At 67.7% G+C, this 13,575-nt stretch carries 9 protein-coding genes; 7 read left to right on the forward strand and 2 right to left on the reverse strand.

Translation table 11 applies throughout. The annotated features are described in order from the left end of the window. The first annotated feature begins 50 nt into the window (after nucleotides 1–50). Together VN461_05895 and VN461_05900 are read left to right on the forward strand one after the other, a co-directional pair. A complete protein-coding gene (locus tag VN461_05895; protein HXB54294.1) occupies nucleotides 51–2,147 on the forward strand; it encodes a M28 family peptidase in 2,097 nt (698 codons plus the stop codon). A 57-nt stretch (nucleotides 2,148–2,204) separates the two neighbouring features. Then, nucleotides 2,205–2,993 (forward strand): hypothetical protein, encoded by a 789-nt coding sequence (locus VN461_05900; protein ID HXB54295.1) that lies wholly within the window; start codon nucleotides 2,205–2,207, stop codon nucleotides 2,991–2,993. 111 nt (nucleotides 2,994–3,104) lie between these two features. On the opposite strand, the gene VN461_05905 is transcribed toward VN461_05900, so the two are convergent. Continuing rightward, the gene (locus VN461_05905) at nucleotides 3,105–4,328 is read right to left on the reverse strand and encodes an ROK family transcriptional regulator (protein HXB54296.1); all 1,224 of its coding nucleotides are present in this window, start codon (nucleotides 4,326–4,328) and stop codon (nucleotides 3,105–3,107) included. 255 nt (nucleotides 4,329–4,583) lie between these two features. Between VN461_05905 and VN461_05910 the strand changes: the two genes are divergently transcribed. Both VN461_05910 and VN461_05915 read left to right on the forward strand, forming a co-directional pair. Beyond that, nucleotides 4,584–7,988 (forward strand): carboxypeptidase regulatory-like domain-containing protein, encoded by a 3,405-nt coding sequence (locus VN461_05910; GenBank protein ID HXB54297.1) that lies wholly within the window; start codon nucleotides 4,584–4,586, stop codon nucleotides 7,986–7,988. A 305-nt stretch (nucleotides 7,989–8,293) separates the two neighbouring features. Continuing rightward, nucleotides 8,294–9,040: a DUF1326 domain-containing protein gene (locus VN461_05915; GenBank protein ID HXB54298.1), complete on the forward strand. Its 747-nt coding sequence runs from the start codon at nucleotides 8,294–8,296 to the stop codon at nucleotides 9,038–9,040. 52 nt (nucleotides 9,041–9,092) lie between these two features. Here the strand turns inward: VN461_05915 and VN461_05920 are convergent, their stop codons facing one another. Continuing rightward, a complete protein-coding gene (locus VN461_05920) occupies nucleotides 9,093–10,076 on the reverse strand; it encodes a threo-3-hydroxy-L-aspartate ammonia-lyase (protein HXB54299.1) in 984 nt (327 codons plus the stop codon). Nucleotides 10,077–10,137: 61 nt separating this feature from the next. Here VN461_05920 and VN461_05925 point away from each other — a divergent pair, with 61 nt between their 5' ends. The 3 genes from VN461_05925 to VN461_05935 all read left to right on the forward strand — a co-directional run bounded on the left by VN461_05925 (nucleotide 10,138) and on the right by VN461_05935 (nucleotide 13,569). Beyond that, nucleotides 10,138–10,947, forward strand: coding sequence for a VTT domain-containing protein (locus tag VN461_05925; GenBank protein HXB54300.1), 810 nt, complete (start codon nucleotides 10,138–10,140; stop codon nucleotides 10,945–10,947). 196 nt (nucleotides 10,948–11,143) lie between these two features. Then, complete coding sequence (locus VN461_05930) at nucleotides 11,144–12,484, forward strand: cytochrome ubiquinol oxidase subunit I (GenBank protein HXB54301.1); 1,341 nt, start codon at nucleotides 11,144–11,146, stop codon at nucleotides 12,482–12,484. Continuing rightward, nucleotides 12,481–13,569 (forward strand): hypothetical protein, encoded by a 1,089-nt coding sequence (locus VN461_05935; protein ID HXB54302.1) that lies wholly within the window; start codon nucleotides 12,481–12,483, stop codon nucleotides 13,567–13,569. The genes VN461_05930 and VN461_05935 overlap by 4 nt, the downstream gene beginning before the upstream one ends. Nucleotides 13,570–13,575: the final 6 nt, after the last annotated feature.

Consider the following 13,575-nt stretch of genomic DNA (forward strand, 5'->3'; position numbering starts at 1 on the left):
CCAACGGCCAGACCTGCGACCCTGGGTTCCTCTCCCCTCGGAGGTGTCTCGTGAAAGCGCTCTCCCGCCTGGTTCTGACCATCCTCCTCTTTCTGCCCCCCGGACTGAGCGCCCAGACCTCGCCCTTCTTGCCGGATCCCCTCTACTACCACCTCGTGAACGAGATCTCCGGGGACCGGTCCTTCGAGAACGTGCGCCACCTGACCCACTATCACAAGACGGCGGGGAGCCAGGACTTCTTTGCCGCCACGGAGTGGATCCGGGGCGCAGCCGAGGCGGGGGGCCTGGAGGAAGTGAAGCTCATTCGCCAGCCCTGGGAGGGCCACGGCTGGTCCTGCCGCTTCGGCCAGGCGTGGCTGGTCGAGCCCGAGTTCAAGCTCGCATCCTACGGAGACGTCGCCATGTCGATCGCCGATGACAGCCGCACCACCCACCTCACGGCCGAGCTCGTGGACGTGGGGGCGGGGGTGACGGAGGCGGATTATCAGGGCAAGGAGGTGAAGGGCAAGGTCGTGCTGGCCTCGGGGGTGGTGTCCACGGTCACCCGGGAGGCGGTCTGGAAGCGGGGCGCGCTGGGCATCCTGTCCGCCATGACGAACCGACCGGAGGCCTTCGACGCCCCCGACCAGGTGGCATGGGGGCACATGCCCTACGCCGCCGGGGAGGAGGACGGGGTCAAGGAGGGCACGCCCGGCACCTTCGCGGTCATGATCTCCCCCCGCCGGGGCCGCTGGATTCAGCGGCAGATGGCGGCGGGGGCCAAACCCCTCCGGGTGAAGATCGACATCGAAGCCAGCTACCCCGATAAGCAGGAGCAGGCCATGGTCGAGGGTTGGATCCGGGGGAGCGAGATCCACGATCAGCAGATCGTCTTCACCGCCCACATCCAGGAGACGACCTCGGCCAACGACGACGGCAGCGGCTGCGCCAACATGCTGGAGATCGGCCGCGCCCTCGCCCGCCTCATCAAGGAGGGGAAGATCCCCCGGCCTCGCCGCGACCTCCGTTTCTGGTGGGTCACGGAGCTGAGCAGCGAGCCCCGCTACTTCCGGGACAACCCCAAGGAGCCGCGGCGGATCCTCATCGACCTGAACCAAGACATGGTGGGGGCCCGCCAGAGCTGGGGCGGCCGCGTGCAGTACGCCTCACGCCTGCCCTGGAGCCTGCCCCATCCCCTGGAGGACGTGCTCGAGAGCGTGCTCACCACCATCCGGGACGGGAACACCTCCTTCCTGGCCCTGCGGGGGACGAAGATGCCCACCCCCTTCAGCCGCGAGATCACCGCGGTGAAGGGCTCGCGAGAGCCCTTCCAGGCCGGCATGGTCCCCTACTACGACTCCACCGACCACCACGCCTTCACCCCTGCCCGCGTGGGGGTCCCGGCCAGCAGCCTCACCAACTGGCCCGACGAGTTCATCCACAGTACCGCGGACGACCTCGAGAACATTGACCCCACCCAGCTGGGACGGAACGCAGTGGTGGTGGCGGCAGTAGCGCTCTACTTTGCGAACGTGGGGGACGAGGACGCTCCCGCCCTGGTCGCCTACGCGGCGGCCCGGGGCCGGGCCCGCATCGCGGGGGACGTGGCCACCGCCCTCGCCCATATCGCGGAAGCAGCGCCCGGCGCGCGCGAGGCCGCCTTCCGGGAGGCCCGCAGCCTGGTCCGCGAGTCCTACCGGCGGGAAACGTCGGCTCTGGCCTCGGCCCGCCGCCTGGGGCCCCGGGGGCGGACGGCCGAATATGTGGCCTCGGCCAGCGGCCAACTCGAGTCCGCGCTGGGTGCCGAGTACGCGGGCTTGGAGCGCGCCTACACGGCGATGACGGGCAAGACCCCCCCCAACGTGGACCTGAGCCGGGACGAACGCGCCATGGCGGCCAAGGTCTTCGTGCCGGAGGCGGATTTCGGGGCCCAAGAGGATGCCCTCCAGAAGGTGAAACCGGTGGAGGGTCTCCATCCCCTGATGAGCTTCGAGGTCTACAACTTCGCGGACGGCCGCCGCAACGCCTACGAGGTGTACGAGGCGGTGGCCGCGGAGGCCCTGGCCGCGGGCGAGTGGTACTACGGCTCGGTGCGGGCGGCCGACGTGCTGGAGACCCTGGAGCGGGCGGCCCGGGCGGGCGCCTTCTCCGTGAAGGCCGCCAAGTAGAGGTGGGAAGCGTCCCCCCTCTGGGCTAGAGTGGGGCGGGAACGAGGAGGTGAAATCGTGAGCTGCGTCCGACTAATCCCCGTGGCCGTTGTGTTGGCCTTGGCCGCCCAGCTGCGGGCCGCCGAGGACAAGCCGGTAGCCGGGTCCCCGCCCTCGGCGGCGGCGATTGCCGACCGGGTCATGCATGCCCTTGGCGGGCCCGAGGCCTGGAACGACACGCGGTACCTCCGCTTCGAGTTCGCGGTGGACCGCGAGGGCAAGACGGTGGTCTCCCGCTCCCACACCTGGGACAAGTGGACGGGGCGGTATCGGCTGGAGGCCAAGACCAAGGAGGGCGACCCTTACACCGTCCTCGTGAACGTCAACACCAGGGAGGGTTCGGCCTGGTTGAAGGGCAAGCGACTCACGGGCGAGGAGGAGAAGAAGTACCTGGAGCAAGCCTACGCCACTTGGGTGAACGACACCTATTGGCTGCTCATGCCCTACAAGATGCGGGATCCCGGCGTGATCCTGACCCTGGACGGGGCGGAGAAGAAGGGAAACGACACCTGGGACAAGGTGGTTCTCACGTTTGACGGAGTGGGCCTGACCCCCAAGGACAAGTACTGGGTCTACGTGAACCGCGACACCGGCCTCGTGGACAAATGGGAGTACATCCTCAAGGGGGGCCCCGGCCCCGCCACCCCGTTCCTTTGGAAGGGCTGGGTCCGCTACGGTAAGGTCCTCCTCGCCAACGATCGCGTGAACCCAAAGGACGGCACCCGCATCTACTTCCCCGTGCTGGAAGCCCCGTCAACGGTGCCGGACACCACGTTCACGTCACCCGAGCCCGCTCCCGCGAAGTGATGGCCCGCGGTCTCCCGGCCCGGGCCTGACGGCCTGTCGAGCGTCACCGCCTTCGCGGGCTCCGCTCGTTTCAACCCATGGCCCGCGTCGACGGGCCGTCTCCCGGCACCCCTAGGCCGTGGCGGCGCCCCCGGCCACGAAGATCTGTGCCCCCACGAGCGCAGATGCGCCCCGCAGCCGTGGATGCTCGTGAGCGGCGACGGGCACAATCTCGACGTCGGCCGCGCTCTCCAGCAGGGCTCTCTGCGCGAGCCCCCGGCGCACGTCCGCCTTCATGAGGTCCCAGGCGGCCATGATTTCGCCACCTATGTAGATCCGTTCCGGATCGAAGGCGTTCACGATCGAGGCCAGCCCCAGGCCAAGGTAGTGAGCCGTAGACGCGAGCGCGGATACCGCCTTCGCATCACCCTCCTCAACCCGGGCCATGAAGTCCCCGATGCTGAGCTGTGCGACCTCGGAGGACACGGGTTGCCCGGGTCGGATCGGGGTCCCCAGGTACCGGGACAGGGTGGCCAGATTGGAGACGTAGGCCTCCCAGCAGCCGACCGCCCCGCAGGCACAGGGCGGGCCGCCGAGGTCGAGGGGCAGGTGCCCGAACTCTCCCGCGATGTTGTGACGCCCGCGCAGGACATCGCCCGCGATCAGGAGCCCGACGCCCAGGCCGTCGGAGACGCTCACAAACGCGAGATCCCCGGGCGGTGCCTCGCCATGAAGGCTCCACATCTGAGCAAAGACGCAGGCGCGGGCCGCGTTCTCCAACTCCACCGGCAACCCGAGGGCAGCGGAGAGAAGACGCTTTAGGGGCACGTTTCGCCAACCGAGGGCGGGCGCGCGAAGAACGATGTTGCCCGGCCGATCGAGCATGCCCGGGAAGGCAATGCCCACGCCGTGGCATTGCCCCGCCTCGTTGTGGTCGGCAACCAAACGCCGCACCTCGCCGGCGAGGTGGGACGCAAATGACTTCGGGTCGGCATCGGTAACGAAGCTGCGGATGGGCGACAGCTCGTTACCGACGAGATCCGTGATGACCAAGAACGTTCGGGTGACGCGAACGTCCACCGCCACCGACCAGCGACCACGCGAATCAAGATGAAGGAGGGTTGGCTTGCGGCCGCGATCCGCGTCCCCGGGCCCACCTTCGCGCACCAGACCGTCCGAGATGAGACCGTTCACGATGCGCCCGATCGCGCCGCGTTGCATGCGGAGCCGGCGGGCGAGTTCGGCCCGCGAGATCGGCTGATACGCGCGGAGCAAGTTGAGCACGACCTGGCGGTTGATGGCCCGGTGTGTCCCCCGCGTGGCGATGGCCAGGAGCTTGGGGTGCAATTTTCGCAACGCTCTGGTAATCCCTCTTCTTGCACCTAGTCGGCGCAAACACTTGACAGCTAGCGCACCGTGGCCCCGACCAGAAGCCACGCATTTACCCTATGTTACAGCACCCTCTGTGCTTTTCTACTCCCTCCGCATAAAGTTTGTTGACATCCTGAGGCCTTTTGCATACTTTAGGTCCAAAATCGCGTTCCGAGGATCCCCGGTTTGCGACCGTCCTGCGGTCGCGTTGACCATGTTTCCCCGTCGAGGAGGCATCCCATGAGTGGAGCGATCAGGCCGTTGAATTGGATCTTGGCCTCCCGGCGCGGATGGGGCGTGGCCTTGGGGTTGTTGCTTGCGCCCGCAGCGTGGGCGCAAGGCACGAGCGGCCGGATTTCGGGCAGGGTTGCCGACAGCTCGGGCGGGGTGCTGCCCGGTGTCACCTTGACGGCCACGGAGACCGGACAGCACTTCATGAGGACCGCGACCACCGACGCGCGGGGCGACTACGTCCTCGTGAGCCTGCCCCTCGGCATCTACTCGGTGACCGCGGAACTGAGCGGATTCCGGAAGGTCAACAAGACGGGCTACGTGCTCGTCGCCGACGGACGACTCACGGTGGACTTCAACCTCGAGGTGGGGGGAGTGACGGAGGCGCTCGAGGTGAGGGCGCCCGGGGAAACCGTGAACACGGTCTCGGGGGAGATCGCGAGGGTCGTGGACCGGGAGCAGGTCCAGGATCTGGCCCTGAACGGCCGCAACTACATGCAGCTCGCCACGTTGATCCCGGGCTCGCCCGTCCTCGATACGAACGCCCTCAACATCATGGTGGGCCTCGGCATCAACACCTCGATCAACGGAAGCCGCGGCAACTCCAGCCTGCTTCTGGTCGATGGCGGCTTCAACATGGACTCCGGCTCCAACAACAGCCAGATCAGCAACGTCGGCCTAGACTTCATCGACCAGGTCTCGATCAAGACCGCGAATTTCTCGGCGGAATACGGCCGAAACTCCGGGGCCGCGATCAACGTCATCACGAAGAGCGGCAGCAACCAATTCCACGGCAGCGCGTACGAGTACGGCCGCAACGACCACCTCGATGCCAACGACTTCTTCAACGACGCAAAGGGCGTTTCCAAGGCCAAGCTTCGCTATAACGATTTCGGCTGGAGTCTGGGCGGCCCGATCAAGAACGACAAGCTCTTCTTCTACGCGGGAGAGGAATGGAAGAAGATCAGCCGCCTTTCCACATTCCCGCTCGGCACGCTGCCCACGAGCGCCATGGAAGGGGGTGACTTCAGCGCGCTCCCGACGCCCATCCGCGACCCGCTCACGGGCCAACCCTTCCCCGGGAACATCATCCCCGCGAATAGGATTACGCCCGATGGGCGAGCCATCGCCGCGGTCTACGCCGGTGCGGAGCAGGTGGCGCGCTCCTTCACAGACCGTGCCGTCCCCAACAACGCCTTCTTCCAGGGCGACAACCCGTTTGACTTCCGGCAGGACCTCATCCGGCTGGACCTGCAGCAATCGCAAACCCAGCGCTTCACCCTGCGGATCCTTCTCGATGACTACGACACCGTGGATCCGACGGGCACCTTCATCACCTCGGCGATTCCCACGGTGCCAAACGACCGCAAGCGGCCGGGGAGAAACATACAGCTCGGACACACATGGACCATCCACTCCAACCTCATCAACGAGTTCAAGGCTAACACCTCCTGGAACAGCCAGCGCGTACCCCCCATCGGCGACGCCTGGAAGCGCGATACCTACGGTTTCACATACCCTCAGATCTTCTCCGGTGGCGGGCCGTACAAGAACAGCATTCCGGACACCACCGTCAGCGGCTACGCGAGCTTCTTCGGCGCCGCTCGCTCCCTGATATCTCCCACCACGGACATCCAGCTCAGCGACAACCTGAGCTGGATCAAGGGCGCGCACACCCTCAAGACCGGTGCCCTCGTGATCCGCGACCGGAAGGACCAAAATGGGCGCTCTCTCTACGCCGGTTCGCTCGCCTTCAACCCGTCCGGAAACCCCAACTCCACCGGCAACGCCTTCGCGGACGCGCTTCTCGGCAACTTCCGCACCTACTCCGAGTCGCAGCTCGACCCGGTCGGGTTTTTCCGTTTCTGGCAGGCGGAGGGCTTCGTCTCCGACGACTGGCGCGTCTCGCGCAGGTTGAGCTTGGAGATGGGCGTGCGCTACACGTGGCATCAGCCCATGTACACCCAGGCCAACAACATGGCGAGCTTCGATCCCGCGCTCTACGACCCGAGCCAAGCCGTCACCGTGAACCGCAAGGGAACCCTCGTTCCCGGCTCCGGCAACCCTTTCGATGGAATGATCCGGGCGGGAAACGGGGTTCCGGCCAGCGAGCTCTCCCGCGTCCCCGTCGGCAACAGCCCCACCGTTCTGGCCGTGCCCGCGGGCGCCCCTCGCGGCTTCTATCAGACCCAGAACCTGTTCGCACCGCGCTTCAGCTTCGCGTGGACCCCGACTGACGACGGCAGGACCGCGATACGCGGGGGGGTCGGACTCTTCTACGACCGGCCGGAGGGAAACCTTCTCTTCGGGGGGGGCGCCAACGGAACGCTCAATGACCCCCCCTACAACTTGAGCGCCCAGTACGAGAATGGAAACCTGGCCGCGCCCGGGGGCGGGAGCGTCCCCGCGCCCGCGCCCCTCGGCGCCATTGCCGCCGTCGACCCCAACCTGAGTGTGCCCCGCGAGTGGAACTGGAGCATCAGCTTCCAGCGGGAGCTCCCCTGGGGCGTCTTCGGCGAGATCGGCTACATCGGGAGCAAGGGCCAGAACCTCCTCCGCGAACCCGACATCAATCTCCCCTCCTTAGACAGTCTCGCCGCCAACGCGGCGTTGCCGGCCGCCCAGCGGGCCAACATGAACTTCCTGCGCCCCTACAAGGGCTACTCGCAGATCTTCCAGCGCGTCTCGGACGCGAGCTCGAGCTACAACGCGATGCAGCTGTATCTGGCCAAGCGCCTGGGCAGCCTCCGTTGGACGGTGAGCTATACGCTCTCCCGCGCCCGTGACAACGCCAGCTCGAACACCGCGGGCACGGGCGCCACGGAGACGATCGACTTCGCCTTGAGTCGAGACTACAACTACGGACCCAGCGACTTCGACCGGCCACACATCGTCGTGGCTACCTGGACCTGGAAGCTTCCCTTCTTCAAGGAAGAGAAGGGCCTGGGCGCTGTCCTGGGCGGCTGGGAGGTGAGCGGCATCGCCCGCTACCAGTCGGGGGCGCCCCTCACCGTCACCGGAAACACGGTCATCGGGAACCGGCGCGCAGACTACATAGGCGGAGACCCCTATCTCTCCGGTTCCAACGGGTCGAAGACGCCGGGTACCCTTTACTGGCTCAACCCCGCGGCCTTCGCTCCCGCGCCGGACGGCCGGCTGGGCAACACCACGCGCGGCCAGTTCAGGGGGCCGAGCTACAAGACCATCGACCTGTCCTTCCGCAAGGGACTCCCCCTCAAGGGGGACGTGCGGCTCGCCATCCAGGCCGACTTGTTCAACGTCCTCAACCAGACGAGCTTCACGACCGGAACTGCGGCGTCGGTGACGACGAACCTGGCCGCGGGTGGCTTTGGGACGCTCAACCAAGCGGCGCCGCCGCGCAACGTTCAACTCGGGGCAAGGCTCACCTTCTGATCATGCTCTGACGGGCGTCGATGCCGGGGCGGGAGGAAACGCCTTGAAGTCGACGGGGCGTATTCGGCTATTGCGGCCTCGCTCTGAGCGCGCGTGTAGATCGGGCCCATTTCCTGATCCCGATAGCGGATCGCCGGTCGACGGGCTCACCGACAACGTCTGTTGTTGACAGCCCGTGCCCTGCAACCTATCATCGCCTCCGGCTCCCTCAAGCGAGAAAAGAGTGTTTGCCCGACAGGCCAACCCAGGCGGTCAGAGCCGGGAACAGTTTGGCTCGGGTCAACCGTGAGGTCACGGAGGTGATCATGTTGCGAAGGTCATTCGCGGCCGCAAGCGTTTTCGTCTGTATCGTCGTCCTCGGCGTGGGGACATCCTCGCGCTCGGTAACGCGGGCCGCGGAGCCGGCGGGCCCGGAGTGGTCCGTGAATGCCACCGCCATCGAGGCCTGCAGTTGCCCCATGTTCTGCCAGTGCTACTTCAACACCAAGCCCGCCGGCCATCACGAGCACGCGGGGGCGGGAGAGCATTTCTGCCGCGCCAACCTCGCCTACAAGGTCAACAAGGGCCGCTACGGCACTGTGAACCTGGACGGCGTGAAGTTCTGGGTGGCGAGCGATCTGGGCGGCGATTTCGAGAAGGGGATGGACTGGGCCGTCCTCTACTTCGACAAGGCCATGACCAAGGAACAGCGCGACGCGGTGGGAGCGGTAATGGGGCACGTGTTCCCCGTGAAGTGGCGTTCCTTCACCACCGCCGAAGCCAACATCGACACCTGGGTGTTCAACAAGGACGAGGCCCACGCCGCCATGGATGGCGGGAAGACGGCCGAAGTCCGGCTCAAGCGCTTCCCCGGCAACACCGCGGAGCCCGTGCTGATCAAGAACCTCAAGTACTGGGGCGTCCCCCGCAACGACGGCTTCGTCCTCATGCCCAACGAGGTGGAAGCTTATCGGGTGGGACCCAACGCCTTCGAGTTCAAGGGCACCAACGGTTTCATGATCACCTGGGACATCAACTCCAAGGACGTCGCCCCCGCGCCCGCGAAGAACTGACGGCGTTCCCCTCCAGAATCGGGCCGCACGGTCGCTTGGCCGTGCGGCCTCCTCACTCGGCGGGAAGCTGCCGGAAGAGCTCCAGGGCAGCCAGAAGATCCACGTTGCCACCGCTGAGGATGGCCCCCACCCGCTTGCCCGCCACCGTCACTCTCCCCCGGTAGGCCGCGGCCAGGCCCAGGGCCCCCGTGGGCTCGACCACGAGCTTCATCCTCTCCCATAGAAAGCGCATGGTGCGGACCAGGTCGTCGTCGGAGACGGTGACCATGTCGTCGACGTGCTGCCGCACGAGCGGAAAGGTGAGCGCCCCCAGGGAGGGGGTGCGCGCCCCGTCCGCGATGGTGCGGGGATTGTGGACAGTCTGGAGCTCCCCCGTCCGGAAGGAGCGGGTGGCATCGTCGGCTAGCTCCGGCTCCACTCCCAAAACCCGTCCCCCGGGAGAGAGACGGCGCATGGCCAGGGCGCAACCGGAGAGCAGCCCGCCCCCGCCGCAGGGCACGAGGAGGAGGTCGAGGGGCCCCGTGTCCTCCAGCAGCTCCTGCGCGGCCGTGCCCTGGCCCGCGATCACATCGGGGTGGTCGTAGGGCGGGATCAGCACGGGGTCGGTCTCCGCCTGCAGCCGGCGCGCGACCTCCTCCCGCTTCTCGGTGGCGGGGTCGTAGGGGACGATCCGCGCCCCGTAGCCCTCGGTCGCCCGGCGCTTGGCCGCGGGGGCGTCCCGGGGCATGACGATCGTGGCCGCCGCCCCCAGCAGCCGGCTGGCCAGGGCGATGGCCTGGGCGTGGTTACCCGAGGAGTAGGTGAGAACTCCCCGCTGCCTCTCGCCCGGAGAGAGCCGCGAGATCGCATGGTAGGCCCCGCGGAACTTGAAGGCCCCCGCCCGCTGGAGGTTCTCGCACTTCAAGAAAACCTGTGCCCCGAGCTCGTGGTCCAGGGTCCGCGAGGTCATGACCGGAGTCCGGGAGGCCACCCCCTGCAGGCGGCGCGACGCCGCCGCCACCTCCTCGTAGGTGACGCTTCCGACCATCCCGACCATTGGAGCTGCGATGCTAGCAGACTGGGCGCGTCCGGCGCCATGGATCGGTCATAATCAGGGCTTGGCTGGAGTCTCCCCCACGGGCCCGCTCGCCTTCCTCCTCCACCACCCCCTGGCCGTGCTCTCGGCGGCGGTGTTGGCGGACCAGCTCGGCCTGCCCCTCCCCACGGGGCCGCTCCTCCTTGCCGCAGGGGCGCTCGCGGGGCAGGGCCGACTGGACATCGCTTCCGCGCTGAGCGTCTGCGTCGTCGCCTCCGTGCTCGGCGAGCTCGCTTGGTACGAGGCAGGGCGCCGCCGGGGGAGCTCGATTCTCAGCCTGCTCTGCCGCATCTCCTTGGAGCCCGACTCTTGCGTGCGCCGGACGGAGGATGTTTTCATCCGCCACGGCGCGCGCACCCTGCTCGTGGCCAAGTTCGTTCCCGGCCTCGCCACCGTGGCCCCGCCCCTCGCCGGCGTCATCGGCATGCGCCTTTCCCGATTCGTCCCCTGGGCGGGGGCGGGAGCCCTGATCTGGGCCGCGACCTACTTCTTCCTCGGCTTCATCTTCAGCGACCAGCTGGAGGATGTGGCTCGGCACGCGGCCACCCTGGGCGCCTTCTTCGTCGCCGCTTTCGTCGCGTGGCTGGCCTGGAAGTACGCCCAGCGGCAGCGCTTCCTCCGCGACCTGCGGATGGCCCGCATCAGCCCCCAGGATCTCCACCTCAAGCTGGGTGCGGGGGAGGAGATCGTGGTCGTGGACCTGCGGGGCGCCCTCGACTTCGCGGCCGACCCGAGTGTGATCCCGGGGGCGCTGCGGGTGTCCGCGGAGGAGCTCGCGGAGCGGCACGACTTGATCCCCCGCGACCGGGAGATCGTCCTCTACTGCACGTGACCGAACGAGGCCACGAGTGCCCGGGTGGCACTGCTCTTGAGGGCGCGCGGGATCACGAGGGTGCGACCCCTGGCCGGTGGGTTGAGCGCCTGGCGAGGCCTCGGGCTGCCCGTGGAGACGCGCGAGAACCCGGGGGAGTCCTCAGAACCTCCCCTGCGTTGACAGGGAGGGCACCCGGGCATACCGTGCCGCCGGCATGAACTTCCCGGTCTGGGATCTGCCTCTGCTGGGGGGCGGCGTTCTCATCGGTTTGATCGCCATCCTCCACGTCTTCGTCTCCCATTTCGCGGTGGGGGGGGGACTGTTCCTTGTCCTGACCGAGGCCCGGGCCTACCGCCGAAACGATCCCGCCCTCCTGGCCTACCTGAAGCGGCACTCTCTCTTCTTCGTGCTGGTGGTGCTCGTCTTCGGGGCCGTGAGCGGGGCCGGCATCTGGTGGACCATCGGTCTCGTCCACCCCACCGCCACCTCTACCCTGATCCACGTCTTTGTTTGGGCCTGGGCCATCGAGTGGGTCTTCTTCTTCGTGGAGATCGCGGCGGCTTTCGTCTACTACTACGGCTGGGAGCGGCTGGACCGGCAGACCCACCTCACCGTGGGGTGGATCTACTTTGGGGCGGCCTGGCTCAGCCTGGCCGCGATCAACGGGATCCTGACCTTCATGCTCACCCCGGGGGAATGGCTGAGCAGCCACCGCTTCGTGGACGCCTACTTCAACCCCACCATGCTTCCCTCGCTGCTCATCCGCACCGCGGTGGCGGTGGCCCTGGCCGGCCTCTACGCGCTGCTCACCGCCTCCACCATCGAGGACCATCACCTCCGCCAAGGGGTCACCCGTGAGGCGGCGGGCTGGGTGCTCGCGGGCTGCCTGCCCATCCCCCTCCTGGGTCTGTGGTACATCGGCCAGATCCCGCCCCTGGCCCGCGAGATCTCCATGGGCGGCGCTCCCGCGGTGGCGATCTTCGCCGCCCTCTCCGTGGCCCTCTCCGTTGGCGTGGTACTTCTCACGTTTTTTGGCCCCTTCCGCCGACCGGAGGAGACGGGGGTGGTGCTGGTGGCAGTGATCGCCTTCCTGGGTCTGGCCGTGACGGGGGTGACGGAGTGGGTGCGGGAGGCGGTGCGCAAGCCCTACATCATCTACGGCTACATGTACTCCAATGCGGTGCGGGTCGGGGAGGAGGGGCGTTTGGGGCAGCGGGGAGTGCTCGCCACCGCCAAATGGGTCTCTTCCCACGACGTGAACGACCCCGATTGGCGCCGGACCGGCTACGAGATCTTCCGTGTGGAGTGCCGGAGCTGCCACACCATCGAGGGCTACAACGGGATCCGCATCATGGTGAAGGGCTGGCGGGAGGACTTCATCGAATACCAGCTCCGCCACCTCAACGAACTCAAGGGCTTCATGCCGCCCTTCACGGGGACGGACGAGGAGCGGCATTTGCTCGCCCGTTGGCTGGCCGGGCTCACCGGTGAGAAGCCGTTAGGCCCCCCCTTTCTCAAGGCCGCGGCTCCCCGAGGGGAAGAGACCCGCCCTTGAGCCCAATCCTGCCCGACCCCGACCCCCTCGGCCTCCCCGCCCCCGCCTGGGTCCTCAAGACCCTGCTCGTCGCGACGTTCGCGCTCCACCTCCTGCCCATGAACCTGATCGTGGGCGGCGCCTTCGTGGCCGCCTGGGCGGCCTTCAAGGGCCGGGCCGGCGGAGCGGGGGCCCTCCCCTGGCGGTTGCTCACGGGAGATCTGGCTCGGCTCCTCCCCCCCGCCACCGCCTTCACGATCACCACCGGCATCGCGCCCCTGCTCTTCCTCCAGGTTCTCTACGGCCAGCTCTTCTTCACCTCCTCGGTGCTCATGGCCTGGAGCTGGCTGGCCGTGATCGGCCTCCTCCTCGTCGGCTACTACAGCACCTACGGCTTCTCCCTCGGCCGAGGGTCGGGCCCGAGCCCCGGGCTCGCCCTCTTGAGCGCGGGCGCATTCTCCGTGATCGCCCTGATCTTCACCAACAACATGACCTTGATGCTGAGGCCCGAGATCTGGGCGGCGCTCTACGCGGGGGACGAGCGGGGCCTGCACCTCAATCTGGCCGACCCCGTCCTCTGGCCCCGCTTCCTCCATTTCTGGATTGCATCCTTCGCCCTGACCGGCCTGGCGGTGGCCCTTCTCGGACGCGGGCGCGAGAAGCGCGACCCGGAAACCGGGGGCTGGATGAAGCGGTTCGGCCTCCGCCTCTTCTCCCTGGCCACGCTCGTCCAACTCGCTTCCGGCCTCTGGCTCCTGCTCTCCCTGCCCGGGCCCGTCCGCACCCTCTTCCTGGGGGGCGACCCCGCCGACGCCGCCCTCCTCTGGGGGTCGGTTGCGCTGGCCCTCCTGTCCCTGGCCGTGGTTGGCCGTCACCTGCTCGCGGGCATGGGCCTGGTGGGGGCGGCCCTGACGGGGATGGCGATCGTCCGGCATCGCGTGCGCGAGGCTTCGCTGGCCCCTCATTTTTCGGCGGGGAGGCTGCGGGTCGAAGCCCAGACGGCCCCCTTTGTCCTCTTCCTGGTCCTGTTCCTGGCCGGGATCGCGGTGGTGGCGTGGATGGTGGGACGGCTGGCGCGGGCGGCGGGGCCAAAAGGCGCCGGCTGAGGCCAG

It is taken from the genome of Vicinamibacteria bacterium (assembly GCA_035570235.1).
GTDB lineage: Bacteria > Acidobacteriota > Vicinamibacteria > Fen-336 > Fen-336 > DATMML01.

Coding starts and splice junctions, on each gene's coding strand:
- VN461_05930 (HXB54301.1), top strand. CDS start 11,144: ATGAACTTCCCGGTCTGGGATCTGCCTCTGCTGGGGGGCGGCGTTCTC.
- VN461_05910 (HXB54297.1), top strand. CDS start 4,584: ATGAGTGGAGCGATCAGGCCGTTGAATTGGATCTTGGCCTCCCGGCGC.
- VN461_05920 (HXB54299.1), bottom strand. CDS start 10,076: ATGGTCGGGATGGTCGGAAGCGTCACCTACGAGGAGGTGGCGGCGGCG.
- VN461_05915 (HXB54298.1), top strand. CDS start 8,294: ATGTTGCGAAGGTCATTCGCGGCCGCAAGCGTTTTCGTCTGTATCGTC.